General features: G+C 70.3%; 22 protein-coding genes and 2 tRNA genes. 8 read left to right on the top strand and 16 right to left on the bottom strand.

The genetic code is table 11. From position 1 onward, the window contains the following. Nucleotides 1-97 precede the first annotated feature (97 nt). A complete protein-coding gene (locus tag IEZ08_RS18530) occupies nucleotides 98-457 on the bottom strand; it encodes a 5-carboxymethyl-2-hydroxymuconate Delta-isomerase (RefSeq protein ID WP_068928120.1) in 360 nt (119 codons plus the stop codon). Here IEZ08_RS18530 and IEZ08_RS18525 point away from each other — a divergent pair. Further along, on the top strand, nucleotides 456-599 hold the full coding sequence (locus IEZ08_RS18525) for a hypothetical protein (RefSeq protein WP_176728641.1): 144 nt from the start codon (nucleotides 456-458) through the stop codon (nucleotides 597-599). The genes IEZ08_RS18530 and IEZ08_RS18525 overlap by 2 nt on opposite strands. Here the strand turns inward: IEZ08_RS18525 and IEZ08_RS18520 are convergent. After that, entirely contained in the window at nucleotides 580-927 is a 348-nt protein-coding gene (locus tag IEZ08_RS18520; RefSeq protein ID WP_068928121.1) for a MarR family transcriptional regulator, read from the bottom strand. The two genes, IEZ08_RS18525 and IEZ08_RS18520, sit on opposite strands and share 20 nt — an antisense overlap. Nucleotides 928-1,180: 253 nt before the next feature. Between IEZ08_RS18520 and IEZ08_RS18515 the strand changes: the two genes are divergently transcribed. Next, nucleotides 1,181-1,579: an STAS domain-containing protein gene (locus IEZ08_RS18515; protein WP_189242571.1), complete on the top strand. Its 399-nt coding sequence runs from the start codon at nucleotides 1,181-1,183 to the stop codon at nucleotides 1,577-1,579. 10 nt (nucleotides 1,580-1,589) lie between these two features. Then, complete coding sequence (locus IEZ08_RS40275; RefSeq protein WP_268249344.1) at nucleotides 1,590-1,835, top strand: tyrosine-type recombinase/integrase; 246 nt, start codon at nucleotides 1,590-1,592, stop codon at nucleotides 1,833-1,835. Between the two features lie 51 nt (nucleotides 1,836-1,886). Here the strand turns inward: IEZ08_RS40275 and IEZ08_RS18505 are convergent. Continuing rightward, nucleotides 1,887-1,963 (bottom strand) — tRNA-Thr (locus IEZ08_RS18505). 116 nt (nucleotides 1,964-2,079) lie between these two features. Next, nucleotides 2,080-2,853: a metallophosphoesterase family protein gene (locus tag IEZ08_RS18500; protein ID WP_189242570.1), complete on the bottom strand. Its 774-nt coding sequence runs from the start codon at nucleotides 2,851-2,853 to the stop codon at nucleotides 2,080-2,082. 147 nt (nucleotides 2,854-3,000) lie between these two features. Here IEZ08_RS18500 and lepB point away from each other — a divergent pair, with 147 nt between their 5' ends. Further along, nucleotides 3,001-3,537 (top strand): signal peptidase I, encoded by a 537-nt coding sequence (lepB, locus tag IEZ08_RS18495; protein WP_068928132.1) that lies wholly within the window; start codon nucleotides 3,001-3,003, stop codon nucleotides 3,535-3,537. 15 nt (nucleotides 3,538-3,552) lie between these two features. Here lepB and IEZ08_RS18490 read toward each other — a convergent pair whose 3' ends face one another. The 7 genes from IEZ08_RS18490 to topA all read right to left on the bottom strand — a co-directional run bounded on the left by IEZ08_RS18490 (nucleotide 3,553) and on the right by topA (nucleotide 14,675). Beyond that, the gene (locus IEZ08_RS18490) at nucleotides 3,553-4,410 is read right to left on the bottom strand and encodes a PSP1 domain-containing protein (protein WP_373294362.1); all 858 of its coding nucleotides are present in this window, start codon (nucleotides 4,408-4,410) and stop codon (nucleotides 3,553-3,555) included. Nucleotides 4,411-4,682: 272 nt separating this feature from the next. Next, nucleotides 4,683-5,837 (bottom strand): glycosyltransferase family 4 protein, encoded by a 1,155-nt coding sequence (locus IEZ08_RS18485; protein WP_189242569.1) that lies wholly within the window; start codon nucleotides 5,835-5,837, stop codon nucleotides 4,683-4,685. Then, nucleotides 5,834-6,538: a hypothetical protein gene (locus IEZ08_RS18480; protein ID WP_141704313.1), complete on the bottom strand. Its 705-nt coding sequence runs from the start codon at nucleotides 6,536-6,538 to the stop codon at nucleotides 5,834-5,836. Before IEZ08_RS18480 ends, IEZ08_RS18485 begins: the two co-directional genes overlap by 4 nt. Before the next feature lie 282 nt (nucleotides 6,539-6,820). Beyond that, nucleotides 6,821-8,011, bottom strand: a complete 1,191-nt coding sequence (locus IEZ08_RS18475; protein ID WP_068928136.1) for a DNA polymerase III subunit delta' — start codon at nucleotides 8,009-8,011, stop codon at nucleotides 6,821-6,823. A 108-nt stretch (nucleotides 8,012-8,119) separates the two neighbouring features. Next, nucleotides 8,120-10,186, bottom strand: coding sequence for a dTMP kinase (gene tmk / locus IEZ08_RS18470; protein ID WP_068928137.1), 2,067 nt, complete (start codon nucleotides 10,184-10,186; stop codon nucleotides 8,120-8,122). Between the two features lie 174 nt (nucleotides 10,187-10,360). After that, nucleotides 10,361-11,704: a metallophosphoesterase gene (locus IEZ08_RS18465; RefSeq protein WP_229803251.1), complete on the bottom strand. Its 1,344-nt coding sequence runs from the start codon at nucleotides 11,702-11,704 to the stop codon at nucleotides 10,361-10,363. Between the two features lie 199 nt (nucleotides 11,705-11,903). Then, nucleotides 11,904-14,675, bottom strand: a complete 2,772-nt coding sequence (topA, locus tag IEZ08_RS18460) for a type I DNA topoisomerase (RefSeq protein ID WP_189242568.1) — start codon at nucleotides 14,673-14,675, stop codon at nucleotides 11,904-11,906. 114 nt (nucleotides 14,676-14,789) lie between these two features. On the opposite strand from topA, the gene IEZ08_RS39620 reads away from it, so the two are divergent. Continuing rightward, complete coding sequence (locus tag IEZ08_RS39620) at nucleotides 14,790-15,020, top strand: DUF5703 family protein (protein WP_444544056.1); 231 nt, start codon at nucleotides 14,790-14,792, stop codon at nucleotides 15,018-15,020. Between the two features lie 248 nt (nucleotides 15,021-15,268). Here IEZ08_RS39620 and IEZ08_RS18455 read toward each other — a convergent pair whose 3' ends face one another. The 3 genes from IEZ08_RS18455 to IEZ08_RS18445 form a co-directional block, all read right to left on the bottom strand. Further along, nucleotides 15,269-16,747 (bottom strand): chaplin family protein, encoded by a 1,479-nt coding sequence (locus tag IEZ08_RS18455; RefSeq protein ID WP_189242567.1) that lies wholly within the window; start codon nucleotides 16,745-16,747, stop codon nucleotides 15,269-15,271. A gap of 254 nt (nucleotides 16,748-17,001) precedes the next feature. Further along, nucleotides 17,002-17,616, bottom strand: a complete 615-nt coding sequence (locus IEZ08_RS18450) for a hypothetical protein (RefSeq protein WP_229803275.1) — start codon at nucleotides 17,614-17,616, stop codon at nucleotides 17,002-17,004. A gap of 116 nt (nucleotides 17,617-17,732) precedes the next feature. Continuing rightward, entirely contained in the window at nucleotides 17,733-19,040 is a 1,308-nt protein-coding gene (locus IEZ08_RS18445; RefSeq protein WP_068928141.1) for a M20/M25/M40 family metallo-hydrolase, read from the bottom strand. Between the two features lie 164 nt (nucleotides 19,041-19,204). On the opposite strand from IEZ08_RS18445, the gene IEZ08_RS18440 reads away from it, so the two are divergent. Continuing rightward, a tRNA-Leu gene (locus IEZ08_RS18440) sits at nucleotides 19,205-19,289 on the top strand. Nucleotides 19,290-19,427: 138 nt separating this feature from the next. Here the strand turns inward: IEZ08_RS18440 and IEZ08_RS18435 are convergent. Then, nucleotides 19,428-20,111 (bottom strand): LuxR C-terminal-related transcriptional regulator, encoded by a 684-nt coding sequence (locus IEZ08_RS18435; protein WP_068928142.1) that lies wholly within the window; start codon nucleotides 20,109-20,111, stop codon nucleotides 19,428-19,430. Beyond that, nucleotides 20,102-21,295: a sensor histidine kinase gene (locus IEZ08_RS18430; RefSeq protein WP_068928143.1), complete on the bottom strand. Its 1,194-nt coding sequence runs from the start codon at nucleotides 21,293-21,295 to the stop codon at nucleotides 20,102-20,104. The genes IEZ08_RS18435 and IEZ08_RS18430 overlap by 10 nt, the downstream gene beginning before the upstream one ends. Nucleotides 21,296-21,583: 288 nt before the next feature. On the opposite strand from IEZ08_RS18430, the gene IEZ08_RS18425 reads away from it, so the two are divergent. Continuing rightward, nucleotides 21,584-22,423 (top strand): hypothetical protein, encoded by an 840-nt coding sequence (locus IEZ08_RS18425; RefSeq protein ID WP_203863158.1) that lies wholly within the window; start codon nucleotides 21,584-21,586, stop codon nucleotides 22,421-22,423. 248 nt (nucleotides 22,424-22,671) lie between these two features. Further along, the gene (locus IEZ08_RS18420) at nucleotides 22,672-24,126 is read left to right on the top strand and encodes an MDR family MFS transporter (RefSeq protein ID WP_229803248.1); all 1,455 of its coding nucleotides are present in this window, start codon (nucleotides 22,672-22,674) and stop codon (nucleotides 24,124-24,126) included. Nucleotides 24,127-24,262 lie beyond the last annotated feature (136 nt).

Here is a 24,262-nt window from a genome sequence, read left to right as displayed (position 1 = left end):
GATCAGCTCGAAAGGCGCGGAGAAGGCTCCCATCGACGGCCCGTGGTTCCCCATGGCTTCCCGGGCTCCCCTGGCGGGCCTCGATCCGCGCATCCAGCTATCGCGCCAGGACACGCTTGTGGTAGCCCCCGATGTCCCGGACCTCGACGGTGACCTGGGTGTTCAGCCCCGTTCCGGGCTTGATGTGGTCACACAGCATCGCGAGGGTCAGCTCTCCCAGCCGGGCTTTGATCTCAGGGCTGCGGCCGGGCAGGATCGACATCCCTACGTGGATCATCGCCTCGGTGGCCGCGCCGTCGCCGATGACCGCTTCGGTGACGGGACGGAAGCGCGTTTTGAAGTCCGGCAGGGCGCTGCCGATCAACTCGGCCGCGGCCGGGTGCAGTGCCAGCGCGAATCCGCGCCGGTCGAACGCCTCGGCGAGGGATGCGGAGTACTCGACAATGATCTGCGGCATGCCCCTCATTGTCGAGGCCACCCGCACCACAACCAAGCCGCCCGTGCTCACCGTCGCCGAAGAGGCGGCCCACCTGCGCCTGGCCGACCCGCTCAACGGCGTGCGGAAGCCCGACGGTCCGGTCAGCTGGTTCCTCCACTGAGTTCGGAGGAGGCGTCATCCGGCAGATCGTGCTGGGTGAACATGTCGATCAGCAGCCCGACGGGCAGGCCGGCCTCGGTCGGATAACGGAAGCCGCGATCGAGGTTGAGGGTGTAGTGGTTGCGGCGGCCGACTTTGCTGAAGGTCAGGTAGCCCTCCTGATGCAGGTCGGACACGATGTTCTGCACGGCGCGCTCGGTGATGCCGATCCGGGCGGAGATGTCGCGCATACGGGTTTGCGGATCGCGGGCGATCTCCACCAGCACCCGGGCGTGGTGGGTGAGAAACGTCCAGCTGGAAGGGGACTCACCACCGTTGGTCGCGACCATGTCACCTCTCTTCAGGGCTGGGCTGATCCGGCCGGGAGTGACGGCGGGACATCTTTACCCTAAGATTATTACCTGAAGTTCATTTCCGGTATGTCCTTTCCTGAAAGAGGTCGCGGGTGAGATGATGCCAGTCAACCGGTCTCCCTCCGCCAGTGGGGGTCCTCATGCCTGCGTCTCCGTCTCCGCGCCTTCACGCCCGTCCCGCCCGCAGGGGCACAGCCTGGCCCGTCTGGCCGTTGTCCGCAGCACCGTGATGCTCCCGCACGAAGACGCCTCCCGCCTTCCCGCATCCGAGAGTGCCTCCTCCGGCGTCCTCGGCGCGGTCCTGTATGCCGATCGCCTCGTGCGGCTGACCTACCATCCTCAGCCCGGCGCCACCCTGATCCGGCTGACCGGACAGATCGACGCCACCAACCACGCCGCACTGGAGGAGACGCTGCGACGTGTCGGGCACGGCGAGGATCGCCTCCTGATCGACCTGCGCGACCTGCACTTCATCGACACCGCCGGGATGCGTCTGCTGGTGCGGCTGTGCAGCACGGGCGCGGCCCGGCTGGTCAACGTGCCCCCCTTCCTGCAGCACTTGACGGAGCTGCTGAACCTGCCGCTGCGCATCAGCGCCCCGGACGGCCCGGCAGCAGAAACCCGGTAGGCAACCACCCATCAAAGCCGGACGGGTTCAGGCTCCCTCCGAACCGCTCCCCTACGCCCGGCTAGACGATCTCCGCCACATCCACGCGACAACGCTTCTCCTGGCGGGCATCCCCGTTCACGTGGTCGCGTCCCGCCTTGGCCACGCCGACCCGGCGATCACCCTTCGTGTCTACGCCCACGTGATCCGCTCAGCGGAGGCCGCCGCCGACGTCTTCACGAAAGCCCTCAGGAATGAGTCTGAGGACGTCTGTTAGCAAGGGTGTTAGCAAAAAGCCCTCTCGGATGATCCGAGAGGGCTTTTGACCTGGAGCCGCCTTGGGGAATCGAACCCCAGACCCCTTCATTACGAGTGAAGTGCTCTGGCCGACTGAGCTAAGGCGGCGTGCCGTGCATGTTCGCACGGCCTAAGGCAGTCTACATGGTCTCGGGCGTTACTCGCGCCGTCATACCACCCGATCCCGGGCAGCCGGCACCGTTCCCGGGGGGACGGCCGGGCTGTCAGACGGGATGCGGCGCGGGGACGGTCTCCTTCAGGGTGCCGTCGGGGGTGAGGTCGAGCACCGCGACCGTGTCGGCCGGGGCGACGCCGGGGGCGACGATCGACAGGCAGACCACGTCCGTGGACCCGATCCGTTCCCGGAAGGGCACGTGCGTGTGTCCGCAGGCGTGCACCTGCGGTCTGAGGGTGTCGGTCAGCATGCGGATGCGGTCGCATCCCACGGGGGTCTTGCCGTGGTGCCGGTAGGACAGCCCGGCGGGCCAGTCGTGGGTGATCAGCAGGTCGATCCGCCTCCCGTGCGCCCGACGGAGGAGGTGGTCGACGTGCGGTTTGGTGAAGTAGCCGTACTCCTTCAACCGCTCGGGGGTGACGGCGGGCGGCTGGTCGGGCTCACTGAAGTGGCGTGAATAGATTCCTGACAGGTACGCGACCCGGAGTCCGGCGATCTCCGCCACCCCGGAACGCCCCAGGAAGTGGAAGCCCGGCGCCCACTCCCCGGGACCGTGCGCGTCGAGTGCCGGCCACGGCTCGTGGTTGCCGCCGATGAAGTACACGGGCGCGCTCATGCTCTGCAGGCCCTCGGCGAACCGGGGGAAGTCGCCCACCTTCCGGTATTTGGCGGGGCCGCCCACTCCCAGGCTCTCGGCCTCGTCCCGGTTCGGCTCGGCGTCCCCCACGCTGAAGATGGCGTCGACGGGGCCCGCGTGTTGCCGGATCATCGCGTCGGCCAGGGTGAAGTCGGCATGGATGTCGCCGACGAGCGCGAATCTCATGCGCTCGATGATGGCCAGCGGCCATCCCCGCGAACAACTGGATTTCCCGAGACCGGCGCACCATCGGGACGATCAGCATCCCAGGCCCCCAGGGGATCTAGAGGGGCAATTAACCGTTTAGATGCACGAATCATCAATAATGTCCGGGTGCTTGCCTCCCGGTTCCGCCTCCTGATCGCTGCGTCCCTGGTTACAGCCCTCTCCGGCTGCAGTGTCGTGATAGACCGCGCGACCTCCGCTGTCCTCGGGGAGAAGGGCTACGTCATGACCGGCGAGTCGATGGAGCCCACCCTCATAAAAGGCGGGCAGTTCACCGCCTCTATGATTCGCGGTGAGTATATTCCGAGGATCGGCGACGTCGTCGTGTTCGACGCACCGGACTGGGAAGAGAAGCACTCCTTCGTCAGCCGCGTCATCGGCGGCCCGGGGACTCGTGTGGAGTGCTGTCATTCGGACGGCAGGCTGCTGGTGAACGGCGTTCCTCTGGAAGAGCCCTACTTGTACCCGGGCGACGCTCCCAGCGACTACCCCTTTGCCGTGACCGTCCCCGCCGGACGGTTGTGGCTGATGAGCGACCACCGGGCCGTCGCCCTCGACTCGCGTGCCCACCAGGGAGATCCCGGAGGAGGGACCATCGCGGTGACCGACGTTCTCAGCGTCGTGGAGACCGACGACTCCGAATAGGACCGGCCGGCCGGGTCATCCCTCCGGGCCGCTCTCGGCGACCGTGACCGCGTCGCCGTACATCTCGTCGTGCTGCTTGCGCGGTGAGCAGACCGAGGCCGACGGGCACGCGCAGCGCCGCCCGCCGTCCTCCAGCCGGACCACGACGGAGTCGGAGGGGACGTTGCGCCCCACCACGGTCCCCGGCCCCTGCGGGGTGTCCACCTTCAGGCCGGGGCGGGGCATCCTGCTGTGCGCCTCCATGTAGAGCGGGTGCTCGTACTTCAGGCAGCACATCAGCCGCCCGCACGCGCCCGCGATGCGCATCGGGTTGACGGGGAGGTCCTGGTCCTTGGCCATGCGGACCGAGACCGGCTCGAAGTCCTTCAGGAAGGTGGCGCAGCACAGGTCACGCCCGCAGGGGCCGATCCCGCCCTGGAGGCGGGCCTCGTCGCGGGGACCGATCTGGCGCAACTCGACCCGGGCCCGCAGGTTGCGGGCGAGGTCGCGGACCAGGGCGCGGAAGTCGACGCGGTGCGGGGCCGAGAAGTAGACCGTGTAGACGTTGTCGGCGTCGAGGTAGTCGACGCCGACGACCTTCATCGGCAGGGAGTGCCGCCTGATCAGGCGCTTGGAGACGCTCCTGGCCTCCGCCCGGTGCCGCCTGTTGCCCTCGTCGCGGGCCAGGTGCTCCTCGGTGGCGATGCCAGCGCAGACCGGCAGGCCGCCGATCTCCTCGCTCGTCCACTGCGGCGCCCATACGCACTCGGCCACCTCGGGCCCGGCGTCGGTGGGCACGAGCACCTTGTCACCGACCTTGGGACTGTGCTCGCCGGGGTCGAGGTAGTACAGCCGGCCGTAACGGGTGAAGCTCACGGCCATGATCATGCTCATGCGGCTCCCAGACCAATCCCAGACCAAGCGAGTGGTACGGCTCACGCCCACACTACGCGCCGTTCCCGCCTCTGCGGGAGACCGTAGGGCCAGGCGGCCCCGTACCGCGCGGCATCGTCTGGGAGAGCAGTTCTGTCTCGGGTTCCGGGGTCGTCCCCGACAATGACATGGTCACATCACAGAGACGCCGTGGCGGGCCGTCTGCTGCTCGGATCTCCGGAGCCCGCGGAAATCACCCCGGCCACCGCCCGGGTCGCCAGAGCTCCCGGAGATCACCCCACCAGTTCGGTGAAGGCGTCCTCCCAGCGGTCCGCGATCGTGGAGATGGCGTACTCGCGGGCCGTCTCCCGGGCGTTGGCGGCCATCCGGCGGCGGCCGTCCTCGTCGTCGATCATCTTGAGCAGGCCCGCGGCGAGGGCGTCGACGTCGTCGGGCGGGACGAGCAGCCCGTCGTGCCCCGAGGTGATGATCTCCCTCGGCCCTCGCGGGCAGTCGAAGCTGACCACCGGCACCCCGCACGCGAACGCCTCGATGATGGTCATGCCGAAGCCCTCGAACCGCGAGCTGACCGCGTGGATCGAGGCCTTGGCCAGCTCGCCCTCGATGTCCCCGGTCGAGCCCATGAACATGACGTTGTTGTGCAGGCGCAGCTTGGTGGCCAGCTTGACCAGTTTGTCGCTGACCCGGCCCTCTCCGTAGATCCGCAGCTTCCAGTCCGGCCGGACCTCGACGACCTGCGCGAACGCCTTCAGCAGCCGGTCGTACCCCTTGACCGGCACCAGCCGCCCGGCGGCCAGGACGATCCGGTTCTCCTGCCGGGACACCGGGCGCGGCCCGCCCGCCAGCCCGTTGCCGATGGTGAACACCCCCGTGCCGAACCGGTCGAGCATGCCCCGGTAATCCTGTTCGTCCGCCTCGGTGAGGGTGACGACCGCGTCCAGCTTCGGGTACCACTGCCGGATCTCCTCAAAGATCCCCGGCTTGTGCGCCTCGAAGTGCAGGTGCTCCTGGGCGATCGTGACGACCCGCCTGCGGGCGAACCGGGCGGCCAGGATGTTGAGCCCGGCCCGGGTGGTCACGAGCACGTCGGTGCGGAGCCTGCTCAGCTCACGCCGGAGGACCTCGTCGCTCCAGGCGGTGAAGGAGGCGTAGGCCCGCTCCTCCGGGTGGACCAGCGCGCTCGGTTCCTGGCTCAGCCGTTCGGCCCGTTTCGTGTACGGCCAGCGGACCTTCGCCCCCGGCCGCAGGTCCACCAGCGAGCGGAGCCGGACCTTCGGGCCCAGCGGGAGGAAGGGCCGGTCGGCGTGCTGGAAGACGCTGATGACCTCGACGTTGTGCCGGACGGACAGCTCGGTGGCGAGGTCGAGGGTCGCCCGGATGGTGCCGCCCATCCCGTAGGCGTTGAGGATCAGGAAGGAGATCTTCATGAGGTCTTCTCCTCGATCGTGCACGCGACGGCCAGGCTGTCGGCGTCGGTGAAGTACGGCCGCACCCGCACCTGCCCCACGTACTGCGCGGGGAACCTCACCCTGCTCTTCTTCTCGGTGACGTCGTCGAGCCGGGCTGCCAGCGGGAGCCGTACCCCGTCGATCTCGGCGAACAGGTCCCAGAAGACCCGCCGCTTCGTCTGGCCCTCGGTCAGCTGCGCGATCGGGACCTTTCCGGTGAACCGGCGTCCCCTCACCGTCCCGCCGCCGGCTGTCTCGGGGCCCTTCCTGGCCACGGCCACGAGCCAGGCCGATCGTGCGGCCGGGCGCGGCTCTCCGTACGCGAGCATGCCCTCGACGCCGACCATGCCGTCCTCCGGGCAGACCCGGGCCACCTCGACGTACGGCCCGACCTCGCGGACCAGTACATGGAGGATTCCCTCCGGACTCCGTACCGCGCGGATCTCCCTGTCACGCGCCCGTCCCGCGTAGGCGACCAGCCCGTCGAGGGAGAAGCCCGGATCGTCGGTGACGAGCGGAGCGCCGTGCTTCGACACCGTCCACGTCCCCGCCGCGAGACCGGACAGATCGATGCCCTCGTGTTCCTCTCCCGTCTCCGTGTTGCGGAGGAGGATCTTCCCGTCATCCGGTTCGGGCCATTCGATCCTCAGTGTGTCGTCATCGTCCACACGGCTCGTCACGGCTCTCCCGACCCCCGTCGGAACGGTCTCATAACGTGTTTCCCTGCTGGCCAACAGACTCCTGGCCCCTTCTGCTCATCCCCGTAGCGCAGGACACACTGACATCATTTATAACGAAAAGGTAGATTTTTTCTGTGATTCTAACGATCTTCTCCCTCATTTGGAGGGGCGTTAACGGATATCGGTTCCATCGCCGCGAAAAATACGAAAAGGAGCTATCCGATTACGGATAGCTCCTTTCCCTCTCCGGTCGGCCGGAGACCGTACGGAAGGGGTCAGAAATCAGGGGAGGAGTCGGGGACTGCGCAGGGAGAGGGTCATGGCCTCGACGGCCATCTGCGGACTGACGTTGGCGGCCAACCGCCGGCGGCAGAGCATGATCGCGTCTATCCTGCGCAGGTTGTCCTCCGGCGTGGAGGACCGCGCCACCTTCTCCAGATCGGCCCGACGGTCCTCGGTGGCCAGTTCCACCCCCTGCGCCCCGAACTGTACGGCCAGCACGTCACGGTAGAACGTCACCAGGTCGAGCAGGGCCGCGTCGATGACGTCGCGCTTGGTCCGGGTGGCCCGGGACTTCTGCCGCTCCTCCAGTTCCTTGAGCGCCCCCGCCCCGCCCCGGACGAGCCCCTTGTTGAGCCCCTTTCCGGTGGAGCCCTCCCCGTAGACCTTGCGGAGCTCGGCGGTCTCCGCCTCGTCCAGCACCGAGGTGACCGCGGCTGCCTCCTCCTCGGCCGTCTTCACCAGCCGCTCGGCCGCCGCCACGCACTCTCCCACCCCGGTGAGCGAGGCCGGGATGGACAGCACCGACTCCCGCCGCCCGCGCGCGTCGGCGTCCAGGGCGAGCCTGCGGGCCCGGTCGAGGTGCCCCTGGGCCGCCCGGGCGGCGAAGGCCGCCATGTCCGGCGGCACGTTCTCACGCGTGGCCAGCACGTGGGCGACCGCCGCGACGGGCGGGGTGACGAGCGTGACCACCCGGCAGCGCGACCTGATAGTGATCATCATGTCGTCCGGGGAGGGGGCGCAGAGCAACCAGACCGTCCGCGGCGGCGGCTCCTCAATCGCCTTGAGCAGCGCGTTGGAGGCGCCCTCGGTGGCCCGGTCGGCGTCCTCGAACAGGACCACCCGCCAGCGGCCCAGGGTCGGCGCCCCGGCCGCGCGGAGGATGAGCTGGCGGGTGTCCTTGATGCCGTAGGAGAGCCCCTGCGGGCGCACGGTCTCCAGGTCCGGGTGCGAGCCGACCATCACCTGGTGGCACATGTCGCAGTGGCCGCAGCCCCCGTCGGCGCAGAACAACGCGGCGGCGAACGCCCGCGCGGCCTCCTCCCGCCCGGATCCGGGCGGCCCGGTGAACAGCCACGCGTGGGTCATCCCCGCTCCCGAACCCCCCGCCAGCACCTCCGCCGCCGCGGCGGCGGCCCGGCGGAGCGTCTGCGCGGCGCGTTCCTGACCCACGAGGTCATCGAAGACTCCCACGCGGTCAAACCTACCGTCGCGGTCGCCGAGGTCGGTCGTGGACGGCGGGTTCCGCCGGCCGTCGGCGGGCTCGGCGGGCTCGGCGGGCTCGGCGGCTCCGGCAGAGGATCAGTCGCGGATGGCCGGTATGGTCCCGGTGATGTCCTCGGCCTCCCGCGGTACCGGGTCGGGCAGGATCTCGTGGACCCGGTCCTGGATGAGCCGGGAGATCTGCTCCTGCTCCAGAGTGCCGTCGACGACCAGGTAGCGGTCGGGATCGGCGGCGGCCAGGGCGCGGAACTCACGGCGTACCCGCTCGTGGAACTCCAGCGGCTCGGATTCGATCCGGTCGGCGGCCCCGCCCAGCCGGGTCAGTCCGATCGACGGCGGGGTGTCGATGAGCACGGTCAGGTCCGGGACCAGCCCGCCGGTGGCCCAGGTGTTGATCAGCGTCACGTCCTCCTTCGCCAGCGACCGGCCCGCCCCCTGGTAGGCCAGCGAGGAGTCCACGTAGCGGTCGGAGATCACCATCGCTCCCCGGTAGAGCGCCGGGAGGATGACCTTCTCCACGTGCTCGGCACGGTCGGCGGCGTACAGCAGCGCCTCGGAGCGGGCCGACAGGCCCTGGTGGACGGCGTCCAGCAGGATGGCCCGCAACCGCATGCCCACCTTCGTCGAGCCGGGCTCCCGGGTCTGCACGACGTCGTAGCCCTGGTCACGCAGCCAGATCGCGAGCAGCCGCGACTGGGTGGTCTTCCCCGACCCCTCACCGCCCTCGAACGCGATGAAGACCCCGCGTGGCGGCTCGACGTGCCCGGTCGCGGGCCGCTCGCCCCGGACCGCCGCGATCAGGTCGGTGACGATCGGGACGCCCTTGCGGTCGTCCATGTGCCGCAGCGCGAGCAGGCCGACGCCGACCGCGAGCAGCGCACCGACCACCATCACCAGGTTGGAGCCGTCGAACCGGTAGACCTCCTCCCCGCCGAACACGACCTCGTGGGAGCCGTACAGGCCCGCCAGCATCGGCGCGGCCGAGACGACCGCCAGCAGCGTGACGCGGGCCAGCGACTGCAGGAAGGAGAACGTACGGCCCCGCAGGTGGTCCTCCACCTCCAGACCGATCATGGTGTAACCGATGATCCAGGCGATCCCGGCGCACGCGCCGAGCACCACGGTCAGCATGACCACGATCACCAGGTTGTGGACGAGCGCGACGGCGGCGAGGACCACACCGGCCAGGATGATCGAGAGCCCGAACAGCCGCCGCCGCGACAACCCCCGCAGCAGCCGGGTGCCGAAGAACATGCCGAACGCCATACCGGCGAAGACCGCGCCGAACACCACGCCGTAGGCCGCGTCGCCGCCGCCCAGCCCCTGCTGCACATAGATCTTGGCCACGCCGATCACCGCGCCGCCCGCGGCGAACGCGCCGAGCATGCCGATGACCAGGCCCCGCACCAGCTGGTCGCCGCCGACGAAGCGCCATCCCTCGATGATCTGCCGCAGCACCGACGGCGTGGCGACGCCACCGGTGCTGCTCCTGGGGATGTCCCGGAGCGTGAAGATGAGGAACGCCGAGATCAGGTAGGCGAAGGCGTTGACGAACAGCGCGAGGTGGGTGTCACGCTCGGCGAAGTAGGGGATGAGGTTGCCCAGGCCGTCGCCGGCGACCGACAACATCGCGAACAGCAGCGCCGCGACCGGGGCGGTGCCGTACGTGACCAGCAGGCTGAGCTGGTTGGCCGCCTCCAGCCGCTCCTTGGGCACCAGGTTCGGCACCGTGGCGTCCTTTGCCGGGACCCAGAACAGGTTGACGCACTCGACCAGGAGCGTGGCGATGATCAGCCACTGGTAGCTGGCGTCCGTCAGCGGGATCGACACCACCAGCGCGAACCGCGACAGGTCCGCGAAGAACATCGTCAGCCGCCGGTCGAACCGGTCGGCGAACGCGCCCGCCAGAGGGCCGAGCACGATCGCCGGGAGCAGTTTCACGACGAAGACGCCGCCGACGGCGAGGCTCTGCGTCCGGTAGTCCTCCTCCGCGGTGAGGTTGCCCGCCAGCGCGGTCAGTGCCAGGAGGTTCAGCCAGTCGCCCAGGCTGCACACGGACATGGCCGTCCACAACTTGCGGAACGGGGCGTTGGCCAGCACGTGGGGGGGCTTGCGACGCGCGGTGCCCCGGCCAGGGGAGGTCATGGTCTCAGCGTATCCAGGTGCTTGCCGGACTGGGGAAAACACGAGCCAGACTGATATGTCTGCGTGCTCACCGCATGAGGCTAGTACGTCGCGCTTGTTCCCGACAGGTACGGCGGGGACCGGTGTGGCGGCTCATGCACGCAGTACCGCCGCCCATGCACGCAGTACCGCCGCTCAGGCGCGGAGTTCGAGAAGAGTGATCTCCGGGGGCGCGCCGACCCTGACCGGAGGACCCCAGAAGCCCGCGCCGCGGGTGACGTAGACCCGCGTGCCGTCCACCTCGCCGAGCCCCGCGACGACCGGCTGCTGCACCGGGACGACCAGGTTGAAGGGGACCATCTGGCCGCCGTGGGTGTGCCCGGACAACTGGAGGTCCACGCCGTACCCGGCCGCGTCCCGCGCCTGGATCGGCTGGTGGGCGAGCAGGACCGTGGAGCGGGAGCGGTCCCGTCCACCGAGCGCCCGCTCGAAGTCGGGGCCCGCGTCGACCGTGCCGCCGGCGATGTCGTTGACCCCGGCGAGGTCGAGTACGGCCCCCGCGTGACCGATCTCGACCCGTTCGTTCTGGAGCGGGCGGATGCCGAGACCGCGGAGCTCCTCGATCCACTCGCCGGGGCCGTTGGCGGTGTAGTACTCGTGGTTGCCGGTGACGAAGTAGGCCCCGTAGCGGGACTCCAGGTCCGCCAGCGGGCGGGCCATCGAGCCGAGCTCGGCCACCGTGCCGTCGACCAGGTCGCCGACGACCGCGACCACGTCGGCCTCCAGCTCATTGATCATCCGGACGATGCGCTCGGTGTGCCTGATGCCGGTGAGCGGGCCGAGGTGGATGTCGCTGACCACGGCGAAGCGCAGGCCGGACAGGCGCGGGTCCAGCCGGGGCAGGGTGACCCCGACCCGCTCGATCACCGGGTCGCCCAGGGCGGTCCGGATGCCGGACCCGACCGTGACGAGCGCGCCGGCCCCGGCGACGGCCGCGGCCGTACGGGCGATGAACAGCCTGCGGCCGATCGCCGTCGGCGCGCCGTCGCGTGCTCCGGCCCCGGGACGGGGGGAGTCCTGCCCGGCGTCCTGTGCGAGGTTTCGCTGCCGGTCCCCGTTCCCCTCCCCGTTCCCGTCCTCGGCCTCGCTCCCGGCCTGCGTCCCGGTACCCGCCGAGGCGGCCGTGACGGGGGCGGCGACGCGGGCGCCGGAGCGCTGTGCGGCGGGTCCGGTGACGGCGCGGCGCTCCGAACGGCGTACGGCGAGCAGGGCCAGCGCCCGGGGGATCTCCAGGATCACCAGGAAGACGAACAGGTAGAACATCACGGCGAGCCAGAAGAAACCCGGCCAGGCCAGGAAGTGTCCCCAGTCGGTGCGCGAGCCGATGAGGGTCACCGGGACGAGCAGGCCCATGCCGACCAGGACCCAGGTCAGCACCCGGCGGGTCCGGCCCGGGATCGTGGTGGCACGGACCAGGCGGCGCCACAGGTAGTAGTGGACCAGCGCCACCACGCTGAAGACCATTGCCACGAATCCCACGACCGCCACCCTTGCCCCATTCGTACCCGCCCGCCGTGCCGCGCGCGTTGGACAGAACGCCGGGAACCGCGGATGCGTTCCCGGCGTTCTGAGAACCCTCTCAGGCTCCGGCGGTCCGAGCGATCAAGCCACGGACCTGCACGATCGAGGCACGGCCGGCCCGCCGGGTCCGGTCAGCCCGCCGGGTCCGGTCAGCGCGTCACGCCTTGGTGCCCTTGGTGGCGGTCTTGGTCGTCTTGGCGCTGGCGGCGGTCTTGGTCCCGGTGGCGGTCTTGGTCGTCTTGGCGCTGGCGGCGGTCTTGGTCCCGGTGGCGGTCTTGGCCGCCGCGGCGCGGGTGGTCCGCGGCTTCTTGGCCACCGGACCCCGGGCCCGGCGGTCGGCCAGGAGCTCGGCCGCCCGCTCGGTGGTGATCTGCTCGACCTCGTCACCCTTGCGCAGGGAGGCGTTGGTCTCGCCGTCGGTCACGTACGGCCCGAAGCGGCCCTCCTTGACCACGATCGGCTTGCCGGAGACCGGGTCCTGCCCCAGCTCGCGCAGCGGGGGCGCCGCGGCGGCCCGGCGGCCACGGGTCTTGGGCTGGGCGAACAACTCCTTGGCCCGCTCGATCGTGACCGTCAGCAGCTCTTCCTCCGAGGCCAGCGACCGTGAGTCCGTGCCCTTCTTGATGTAGGGGCCGAACTTGCCGTTCTGCGCCGTGACCTCCTCACCGTCGATCTCCCCGACCGTCCTGGGCAGCGAGAGCAGCTTCAGGGCGTCATCGAGCGTGACGGTGTCCAGCGACATCGTCTTGAACAACGAGCTGATGCGCGGCTTGGGGGCGTCGGCCTTCTTCGTCCGCCTCTTGGCCGCGCCCTCGGCGGGCGCCGGCTCCTCGGGGAGGATCTCCGTGACGTACGGCCCGTAGCGGCCGTCCTTGGCCACGATCAGGTGGCCGGTCACCGGGTCGCGGCCCAGCTCGCGCTCCCCGCTCGGCCGGGCGAACAGCTCCTCGGCCTTCTCGGCGGTCAGCTCGTCGGGCGCCAGGTCCTCGGGGATGTTCACCCGGGCGCCGTCGCGGTCCAGGTAGGGGCCGTAGCGGCCGACCCGGATCATGATGTCGGTGCCCCTGATCGGGAAGGAGCTGATCTCCTTGGCGTCGATCTCGCCGAGATCGGTGACCAGTTCCTTCAGGCCCTCGTCGCCCTCCTCGCCGAAGTAGAAGCGGCGCAGCTCCGGCACCCGCTCCGCCCGGTCGTTGGCGATGTCGTCGAGGACCTTCTCCAGGTCGGCGGTGAAGTCGTAGTCGACGAGGTGACCGAAGTGCCGCTCCAGCAGGTTGACCACCGCGAACGCCAGGAAGGACGGCACCAGCGCGGTGCCCTTCTTGAACACGTAGCCGCGGTCGAGGATCGTCCCGATGATCGACGCGTAGGTCGACGGACGGCCGATCTCGCGGTCCTCCAGCTCCTTGACGAGCGAGGCCTCGGTGTAGCGCGCGGGCGGCTTGGTGGCGTGCGAGAGCGCGGTGAGCTCGGCCGCGGTGAGCCGGTCTCCCTCGGTCAGCTCCGGCAGGCGCTTCTCGGAGTCGTCGCGGTCGGTCGCCGGGTCGTCCGCGCCCTCGACGTACGCCTTGAGGAAGCCGTGGAAGGTGATCGTCCGGCCGGAGGCGGTGAACTCGACCCGCTCGCCCGCGCTGGAGTCGCCGCCCGCCTTGACGGTGACCGACTCGCCGACCGCGTCCTTCATCTGGGAGGCGACGGTGCGCTGCCAGATCAGCTCGTACAGCCGGAACATGTCGCCGGTCAGCCCGGTCTCGCCCGGCGTGCGGAACTCCTCACCGGAGGGGCGGATCGCCTCGTGCGCCTCCTGCGCGTTCTTCACCTTGCTGGCGTAGACGCGCGGCTTGTCGGGGACGTACGCCGCGCCGTACAGCTTGATGGCCTGGCTGCGGGCGGCTGCCACCGCGGTCTCCGACAGCGTGGTGCTGTCGGTGCGCATGTAGGTGATGAAGCCGTTCTCGTAGAGCCGCTGGGCGATCTGCATGGTCGTCTTCGCGGAGTAGCCCAGCTTCCGGCTGGCCTCCTGCTGAAGGGTGGTCGTGCGGAACGGCGCGTAGGGCTTGCGGGTGTACGGCTTGCGCTCGACGGAGACGACGGCGTACGCCGTACCGGCCAGGCGGCCCGCCAGGGCGCGCGCGGCCGCCTCGTCCAGGTGGAGCACGTCGGCGCTCTTCAGCGTGCCGTTGGTGGCGAAGTCGCGGCCCTGGGCGACGCGCTTGCCGTCCACCCCGGTCAGCATGGCGGTGAACTCGCGCGGAACCTCGTCGCGGCCGGTGTCGAACAGCGCCTGCAGGTCCCAGTAGCTCGCGCTGGTGAACGCCAGGCGCTCACGCTCGCGCTCCACGACCAGCCGGGTCGCCACCGACTGCACGCGGCCGGCGGACAGCCGGGGCTTGACCTTCTTCCACAGGACCGGGCTGACCTCGTAGCCGTAGAGGCGGTCGAGGATGCGCCGGGTCTCCTGGGCGTCGACCAGCCGCAGGTTCAGATCGCGCGGGTTGGCCACCGCCTCCTGGATCGCCCGGGGAGTGATCTCGTGGAACACCATGCGGTGGACGGGCACCTTGGGCTTGAGCACCTCGCGGAGGTGCCAGGCGATCGCCTCGCCCTCCCGGTCCTCGTCGGTGGCGAGGTAGAGCTCGTCGGCGTCCTTGAGCAGCGCCCTGAGCTTCCTCACCTGCGCGTGCTTGTCCGGGTTGATGATGTAGAGCGGCTCGAAGTTGCCGTCGACGTTCACCCCCAGACGGGCCCAGGGCTTGTCCCTGTCCTCGTCGGGGATGTCGTCGGCCTTCTGGGGGAGGTCGCGAATATGCCCGATACTGGACTCGACGACGTAGCCACGGCCGAGGTACCCGGCGATGGTCTTGGCCTTGGAGGGCGACTCGACGATCACCAGGCGGGTTCCGCCGCCGCTGCCGTTCTTGGCTGGCACGCTGCTTCCTACCTCGCTGTTCGCATCCGTTCCCCGTTAACTTTCCCTCAGGGCTACCCGATACGGATCGGGGACACTCCCAAGGAAAGCCGCAAGGACGCAGAATAAAGCCCAATGAGTACCGACGTCCCCCAGCCCACCCCTCGGAGACTAACCGCTGTGCTCACCTACTCCTACTTGGTTCTCCATCTTCCGCGCGGCACCTCCAGGGATGTCGCACGGCAGATCCTGACCGAACACGCAGAATACGGCGGATGGGAGCTCGACCGTCTGCGGTTGCATCCAGACGGCCGCAGGGATGTACGGCTGCGCCGAAAGATCATACGTGCGGTCAAGACGATGTGACCCCGCCCCCACCTGTCCGGGATCGGACACAGGTCCCACCGGTCCGGCATAGTACACAGGCCCCGGCGGTCCGGGTTCTGACACGGCCGACAGCGGGAAGGTCCCGCGCCGGGGCCGGACGGCCGGCTGCCGCCCTGCCCGCCTGGCGCGGGACCGATCGATGCGCGTGTGCCTGCGGGCCGTCGTTTTCCCGGCCCACGGGTCTGTCCGCCGGTCCGGCCGGATCAACCGGCCGGTGACCGGACGCCTTACTTCTTGCCGAGACGCGCCCGGCGAGTGACCGAGAACATGGCGGCGGAGATGGTGGCCAGGCCGCCGAGCACCAGGGCGAGCAGGGAGCCGGAGTTCATCCCGGTCACCCCCACCGGCTGGGCGGCGCTCATCAGGCCTGCGCCCTCAAGGGGCAGGATGTCCGCGATCGGGGTGGAGTCCGCCAGATCGGTCACCGGCGCGGTGGCCTGCTGCAGTCCCGTGGCGGGCAGGTTGGCAACGCCCTGAACGTCACCCACGACGGGCAGAGCGGGGCCGTTCGCCTTGTGGGCGGTGGTCCCGGCCTGCTGGGTGTCGCCCTGCCCGGGGATGACGGGCAGCGCGGGCAGCATGCCGCTGGTGTGGTACTTGCCGGGCTTCGAGCCCCAGTGGCCGTGTCCGCCGGGCTTGGAGCCGACGTGCGCGCCGCCCAGGCAGCCGGCCGCGGCGTCTCCCAGGACGGCCGCGGCGTTGCCGCAGACGTTGATCGGAGCGGTGATCGGAGCCACCACCTGGTTCCCGCCCAGCACGGACGAGCGGCCCGACGTTCTGTTGCCGCCGGCGCCCTTGCCTCCGCCGGGGGCGAACGCGCCGCCCTTGCACTCGGCTTCGGCGTTGCCGATCGCGTTGCCGCAGACGTTCACCGGAGCGGTGATCGGAGCCACCACCTGGTTCCCGCCGCCGACGCTGAAGCGCCCGTCGGTACGGTTGCCGCCGGCGCCCCGGCTGTGCCCGCCGTAGTGGCCGCCACCGCCGGTGACCTCGGCGCCGCCCTTGCAGCCCGCGAACGCCTCACCGAAGAGCGAGACGGCGTTGCCGCAGACGTTGATCGGAGCGGTGATCGGAGCCACCACCTGGTTCCCGCCGCCGACGCTGGACCGCCCGTCGGTACGGTTGCCGCCGGCGCCCCGGCCGCTGCCGCCCTTGACGGACGCGCCGCCCTTGCAGCCCGCGTCGGCCTCACCAAAGAGCGAGACGGCGTTGCCGCAGGCGTTGATCGGAGCGGTGATCGGAGCCACGACCTGGTTCCCGCCCAGCACGGACGAGCGACCCGACGTGCTGTTGCCGCCGGCGCCCCGGCCGCCGCCGCCCTTGACGGACGCGCCGCCCTTGCAGCCCGCGTCGGCCTCACCGAAGAGCGAGACGGCGTTGCCGCAGGCGTTGATCGGAGCGGTGATCGGAGCCACGACCTGGTTCCCGCCCAGCACGGACGAGCGACCCGACGTGCTGTTGCCGCCGGCGCCGCCGCCGGAGCCCTCGACGGACGCGCCGCCCTGGGAGCCGGCGTTGGACTCACCCGCGACGCCCACGGCGTTGCCGCTGATGTCGATGGGCAGGCTGATCGGGAGGTCGAGCTGGTTGCCGCCGCCGACCGAGTGCTCGCCGTCGGTGTCGGCGAAGGCCGTACCGCCGCCGAGAGTCATGACGCCCAGCGCGAGCAGCGCCGCGGGAGTGGTCCTCTTAGCCCATGTACGCATGGTTTCAGTGCTCCTTGTAGCTCATTGGGGGGGTTACCTGACGTCTCGTGCACGGCACGCGAAGGCATGCGAGGCCTCAACGGAGACCGCACCGGTCTCGTCCGGAGACCACACAGCGGTGCCCTGCGCTGTCACGAGAGGGGGGAATTGATCATCACCCGCGTCCCGGAACGGGCGCCGCCGGGCGAGAAGACCCACGGCACGGTCCGGGGGCCGACCGGTCCATGGAAGGACAGGGCCAGCAGGAGACGGGATCAGTCAGGAGAGAAAGAAGGGTCGTCCGCCGCTGTGCGGACGACGGGAGGAAGCACAACGGCCCGCGGGGCGTTCTCCGCCCTCATCTGCGGGTCGTACACAAAACGTGCGACGTCTCCCACGCTCGGCCCGGAAGGGCCGGATCCACCGCCGGTCTGGGGCACGAACCCGTTGGCGCCAGCGTTGTGGTCGACGGTGGAGGGTGCCGGGACAACCGGGGACGACTGGCTGGTCAGCCCGTCAACACCCCGCCCGGCCATTGCCGCGGCGTTTCCCGCGGCCAAGAGATCGCCGCTCTCCGTGGGGAAATCATCGACCTGGAGGGCCGATTCGGAGGCGGCGCCGTCGAGGGAACCGGAGCCTGCCGCTCCTGTCACCGCGGTGGTTTCCGCGGTCGCCGGGGCGGAGCCGAGGAACCCGAAGACGATGGCGAGCAGCCACCCGGCGGCGACCACGCCGCCGATCACTAGGGCTCGCCTGGCGATCCGCCGGACGCCGGCCGCGAACCGCGCCATCCGGTCGCTCCGCGCGGAAGTCGCCTCGTCGGAGATGGCGGCCGCGGGCACGCAGTGCACGACGGCGGACGGCAGAGCCCTCCGCCACCTGTGCGGCATGCGTGCCACGCGACCTCCCGAAGCTCCGACAGGCCGTGCTCGCACGGCCCGTCCTCTCGACGGAGAGTTACGTTAGCACTACGTCGCGTCAGTGCAATGAGTTTCCGGAGAACGTCTCAGCAGCCGTCCAGGAAGCGGTCAAGGACCCGGACACCAAACTGGAGCGAATCGACCGGGACCCGCTCGTCCACCCCATGGAACAGGCCGGAGAAGTCCAAGTCGGCGGGCAGCCGCAGCGGCGCGAACCCGAACCCGCGCATGCCCAGCCTGCTGAACGCCTTCAGGTCCGTCCCGCCCGAGAGCGTGTACGGCACCGCCAGCGCACCCGGATCCTCCGCGACGAGCGCGTCGGCCATCGACCGCACCAGGGGTCCGTCGAACCCGGTCTCGATCGCGATGTCGTGGTAGACGAACTCCATGGCCACGTTGGGGCCGAGCAGTTCGTCGATCGTCTCGAAGAACTCGTCCTCGTATCCCGGCAGGAACCGGCCGTCCACGTGCGCGGTCGCCGTCTGCGGGATCACGTTGACCTTGTAGCCGCCCGCCAGCATGGTGGGGTTGGCGGTGTTGCGGAGCGTGGCGCCGATCATCCGGGCCAGCGGGCCGAGCTTGGCCACGGTCGTCTCGGGGTCGTCGAGGTCGAGCTCCAGGTTCAGGGCCTCGGAGACCTCGGTGAGGAAGGTCCGCACCGTCTGCGTCAGCCGTACCGGCCACTCGTAACGCCCGATCCTGCCCACCGCCTCGGCCAGCTCCGTGACGGCGTTCTCGGCGTTGAGCATGGACCCGTGCCCGGCGCGGCCGTTCGCGGTCAGGCGCATCCAGGCGATGCCCTTCTCGGCCGTCTCGATGAGATAGAGCCTGCGCGCATCGTCGATGGAGACGCTGAACCCGCCGACCTCGCCAATCGCCTCGGTGCAGCCCTCGAAGAGGTCCGGGTGCTTGTCGGACAGCCACTGCGCGCCGTACGTCCCGCCGGCCTCCTCGTCGGCGGTGAACGCCAGCACGATGTCCCGCGGCGGGCGCCGTCCCTGGCTGAGACGCTGCCGGACGACCGCGAGGATCATCGCGTCCATGTTCTTCATGTCGACCGCGCCGCGCCCCCAGATGCAACCGTCGGCGATCTCCCCGCTGAGCGGGTGGTGGGTCCAGTCGTCGGCGTGGAAGGGAACGACGTCGAGATGCCCGTGCAGGAGCAGGGCGTCCCGCGAGGAGTCCTCCCCCGCGATCCGGGCGACCACGTTCGCCCGCCGGCTGTCCGGCTCCAGGATCTGCGGCTCCAGTCCCACCTCGGCCAGCTTCTCCGCGACGTACTCGGCGGCGGCCCGCTCTCCGGGTCCCGCGTTGTCACCCGCGTTGGTCGAGTCGATCCGGATCAGATCCCGGCACAGCTCGACGACCTCGTCCTCACCATTGAGCGCGGTCATGTCGACTCCTTCGGTTTGGTACGGCTTGCACCCTCCATCCTGCCGTTGCCGCCCCCCGGAGGCATCTCCGCTGGACCCCGGCGGTTTCCGATATGACGCAGCTCCAAAGGTTTGCTAACCTAGGTCCGCCGACGAGGGATGACGGTCTCTCGTGCAGGCACCACGTCCGGGTGGCGGAATGGCAGACGCGCTAGCTTGAGGTGCTAGTGCCCTTTGCGGGGCGTGGGGGTTCAAGTCCCCCCTCGGACACAGGGTTACCCCATGAAGAGCTCGCTCTCCGGAGCGAGCTCTTCGGCGTTGAGCCGGGCTATCGTCCGCACCTCTGCCTCGCACACGGCCACCGGCTTCTCCACCTGCCACGTCGCGGCGGAGTCGTGAGTGCCGCCGTCAGGCTCTGAGGTAGGCGAGGACGGCGAGGACGCGGCGGTGCCGGGCGTCGTCAGGTTGCAGGCCGAGCTTGGCGAAGACGTTGCCGATGTGCTTCTCCACTGTGCTGGCGGAGACCACCAGCCGCTCGGCGATGGCCGTGTTGGAATGCCCCTCGGCCATCAGCGCCAGGAGCTGCCGTTCACGTGCGGTCAGCGACCCCAGGACGTCGTCCCGGCGCTGCCCGGCCAGCAACTGCGCGACCACCTGCGGGTCGAGCACCGTTTCGCCCCTGGCGACCCGATCCAGTGCGTCCAGGAACTCCTGGACCCTGGAGACCCGGTTCTTCAGCAGATACCCGACCGCGCCGGAACCGTCCGCCAGCAGATCGCCCGCGTAGGACGCCTCCACGTACTGGCTGAGCACCAGCATGGGGGCGCCGGGCACCCGTGAGCGGGCCTCGATCGCGGCGCGCAGGCCCTCGTCGGTATAGGTCGGCGGCATCCGCACGTCGACGATCGACACGTCCGGGTGATGCGAGAGCACCGCCTCGACCAGGGCCGGGCCGTCGCCGACCGCGGCCACGACGTGGTGACCGTCCTCCTGGAGCAACCGGATCAGGCCTTCACGCAGCAGGACGGCGTCATCGGCCAGGACGATCCGGAGCGGGCCGCGCGCCGCTGATTCGTGCGGGTTCAGCAGCACGGCAGTTCCGCGGTGATCGTCGTCGGTCCGTGGTACGGGCTGGTGACCAGCAACCTGCCGCCGGCCGCCTGCAGCCGCTCCTCCAGCCCCCGCAGGCCGTGGCCCTTGCTCACTGCCGCGCCGCCCACCCCGTCGTCGGTCACCCAGACGCGCATCGTTCCCTCCCTGTGGCGTACTCCGATGGTGCACCGGTCGGCGTAGCTGTGTTTGGCCACGTTGGTCATGGCCTCGGCGATCACGAAGTAGGCGGTCGCCTCGACGGCGGCGTCCAGGCGGTGCTCCAGGAGGTCGGCGTCGAACTCGACCGGCACGGTCGAGCGTGCTGCCAGAGCGGAGAGGGCCGCGTGCAGGCCGCGGTCGACGAGGATCGGCGGGGCGATGCCGCGCGACAGGGCCCGGAGCTCCTCCAGCGCCTCCTCGGTCTGAAGGAGCGCGTCGGCCAGAGCCGTGCGGACCAGCTCGGGCCTGCTGTCGAAGTTGTGCTGGGCGCGGCCCAGTTCGAGAGCCAGGCGGACCAGCCGCTGCTGGGGGCCGTCGTGGATGTCGCGTTCGAGCCGGCGCAGCGCCGCCGCCTCAGCGGTGACCGCGGCGACGGTCTGCGCGCGGGCGGTGTCACGTTCCCGTTCCAGCCCGCTGATCCTGCGGTGCAAAGGGGACGCGTCGGACAGCAGTGTCCGTCCCAGCCCGGCTTGTACGGCGACGCAGGCGCGGGTCACCAGCGGCAGGGCGCACAGCATCGCCAGGCCGGCCACGGTCCCGAAGGCCAACCGCTCGGCCGGCGACGTCAGGCCCAGGCTCAGGGCGACATGGGATTCGGCGTCGCCCATGGTCAGAGTCATCGGCCGCATCGATCCGGCGGGCCGGGCGGAACTGCGCAGGGCGGAGGTGGCCGCGGCGAGGCTGACGAACCACCACATCGCCGTCACCACCGAGGTGACCAGGGCGACGGGAAGCACCGCGACCGCGTGCGCCACGCCGAGCCACAGCCCCGGATCGGACGCGTCGGCCCTCTCCGCCGGTCGCCGGCCGACCGCGGCGGCACCCAGGCCGGCGAGCACCACCAGCAGCCCGGCCGCGGCGGTCACGGGGGCGGTGAGCAGGTAGAGCGAGTCCACGATCACGCGACGGCCGAGACGAAGGACAAACCTGACGCCCGGCCGCCGGCCTGTGGGCGTCTCGGTCATGGTCCCAGCCTAGTGCGGGTACCGGGACGAATCGGGCTCGGTCGCACACGGCGAGCGTCGGGCGCGCGCAGGTGCCGGCGGCGGTTCGACCCCGGGTCGGAAAGGCGGCTCTCCCGGGCCGGAACGGCGGCTTCCGCGGGCCCGGAAGGTGGGGCAGGCCACACCTTCAAGTGTCCGGCCCGCCCCGGTGACCGGGTGAGCGGTCGCGCGGAAGGGTGATCGGTACGGCACCGGCGCACCTCGCAGGTCCGCCCGCCACCCCACCGTTCGATCGAGTCGAGGAATCCCTTGCGCACTCCTCCAATCCAGCCGTCCGGCCGCCTGCCCGCCGTGCTCGCCACCCTCGTGGCGGCCCTCGCCGCCGCCTTCGTCCTCGCCCCGCACCCGCTGGCGGCCACACGGGCGACCGGCGGCTTCTCCGAGGTGAGCACTCTGCGCCGAACCCTCCGCCAGACGTTCGCCGAGTACTGGAGTGCAGGCGACCGCGCCCTGACCCCGGGCCTGCAGACGGTCGTCGATTACTGGTCCCGCTACCACCTGGCCAAGGCCGCGATCGCTTCGATCTCGCTGATCGTGCTCGTCGTCCTCGGGGTCGTTCTGTGGAAGGCGTTTTCGAGGTCCGGCGGTCTCCGGGCGGCCGTTTCCGCCTCGGCCGGTGCTCTTGTCACGGTGCTCGCGCTGTCCTCCGTGGTGCTGGTGGTGGCCAACATCCAGGGTGCTGTGGCACCCTTCGCCTCTCTGCTGCCGATGCTGGCGGTCGGCAACGACAACGGCAGCAGCGGCGGCGGAAGGCTCGGCGAGGCGCTCGGCCAGGTCAGGCAGGAGCTGGCCGGCTCCTCCGTCACCGGCCCCCTCGAGGTCATGATCAGCGATTTCGCCCGGTATCACGCGGCGGTGGCCGTGGCGGGCGCGGTCGTGGTGGTCGTCTTCGCGGGCCTGAGCGTGGCGTCGTGGAGGCGGTTGGCGAGGACACCGCGCTCCGACAGGCGCACCCGGCGCGTGCTGGGGTTCCACGGGATTCTCCTCGCGGTCTCGTCGCTGTTCATGGCGGTGGTCGCGGTGGCGAACACCGCCACCGCCATGGACCCGGCACCTGCCCTCCTGGCCTTCTTCGAGGGCGGCTGGTGACGCGACCCGCGCAGGGATGCCGCTCCCGACCCCGCACGCTGCGGCGGTCGGCTCCGGCGCCGTTCGGTGCGGAAGCCTCGGTGCGAAAATCAGGTGACATTTTGCGTAACTTGCCGGATGGTGGGACGCGGTCGACGAGTTTTGTCGGTGGGGCCCGGCACTCTGTTCATGACCGCAACTCCCTGTGGGACCGAGGGCTGCAGATGCCAGCCGCGACCACGTCCTGTCCGACGACCGATCGAGGTACCGTGTCCAGCCAACTGCTCGACTCACCCGCCAAGCCCGCGGCCGTTGCTCCAGGTCGCACGCCGACCGTGATCCGGCTGCTGGTGCTGGCCACATTCGTGGTCATCCTCAACGAGACGATCTTGATCAACGCGATCCCGCAGTTGATGGACGCGTTGCACATCACCGCGCAGACCGCGCAGTGGCTCTCGACCGCCTTCATGCTGACCATGGCCGCGGTCATCCCGATCACCGGCTGGTTCCTGCAGCGGGTGTCCACCCGCCGGGCGTACGCCACCGCGATGAGCCTGTTCCTGATCGGTACGGCGCTGGCCGCCGCCGCACCGTCCTTCGAGGTGTTGCTGGGCGCCCGCATCGTCCAGGCGTCCGGGACGGCCGTGATGATGCCGCTGCTGATGACCACGTTGATGCAGGTTGTGCCCGAGCAGGACCGGGGCCGGGTGATGGGCAACGTCACGCTGGCCATCTCGGTCGCGCCCGCGATGGGTCCGGCGGTCTCGGGGGTGATCCTCCAGTCCGGGTCCTGGCGCCTGCTGTTCGCCGTGGTGCTCCCCATCGCCGCCGTGATCACCTGGAGCGGCCTGAAGCAGCTCAAGAACGTCGGTGAGCCCCAGTTCAGCACCATCGACTGGTTCAGCGTGGTGACGGCCGCCGCCGGCTTCGGCGGCCTGGTCTACGGGCTCAGCCGGTTCGAGGGCGGTGACGCGGGCGTGGCCGCCGGGATCGTGGCGGGCGGCCTGGTCGTCATCGGCGTCTTCGTCTTCCGCCAGCTGTCGCTGCAGAAGCGCGGCGTGCCGCTGATGGACCTGCGCACCCTGCGCCACCGCACCTACACGGTCGCGCTGATCCTGATGGCTGTGGCCTTCATGGCGATGCTCGGCTCGATGATCCTGCTGCCGCTGTACCTGCAGAACCTCCGCGGACTCTCCCCCCTGGAGACCGGGCTCCTCGTGATGCCCGGCGGCCTCGCGATGGGACTGCTCGGCCCGGTCGTCGGGCGCCTGTTCGACCGGTTCGGCGGCCGGGTCCTGGTCATCCCCGGGGCGATCGGGATCACGCTGGCGCTCGCCGGTTTCACCCAGATCACGATGACCACTCCGTACTGGCAGCTCCTCGGTCTGCACGCGCTGATGATGGTGAGCCTGGCCGCGACCTTCACCCCGGTGTTCACCCTCGGGCTCGGGGCGCTCCCCCCGCACCTCTACTCCTACGGCAGCTCGATCCTGAGCACGCTGCAGCAGGTCGCCGCGGCCATCGGCACCGCGCTCGTGATCACCGTGATGAGTGCGCGCGCCGAGGCCCTGGAGGCCGCGGGAACCGCCGTGAAGCTCGCCACCCTCGACGGCATGCGGCTGGCCTTCATCATCGGCGCGGTGCTGTCCGTGGCCGTGGTCGTCACCGCTCTGCTCCTCCCGGCCCGGGCCGAGAACCCGGTCGAAGCCAACGGACACGGCTGACGGAGCCGGTGAGAGCAACACGGGAACGATCGCCACGCTGAGCAGCAGCAGGGCGTGGCGGACGCCGCCCGGAGCGGTGTCGGCGGCCGGGCGCGGCGAAGGTCGCCCCCTCCGCGCCTGAACGACGGCTCTGAAG

It is taken from the genome of Planobispora rosea, assembly GCF_014648175.1.
In the GTDB taxonomy this organism is placed as follows: Bacteria; Actinomycetota; Actinomycetes; order Streptosporangiales; family Streptosporangiaceae; genus Planobispora; species Planobispora rosea.
Note: the sequence above shows the minus strand (reverse complement) of the source record. Positions and strands in the feature narration are given on the sequence as shown.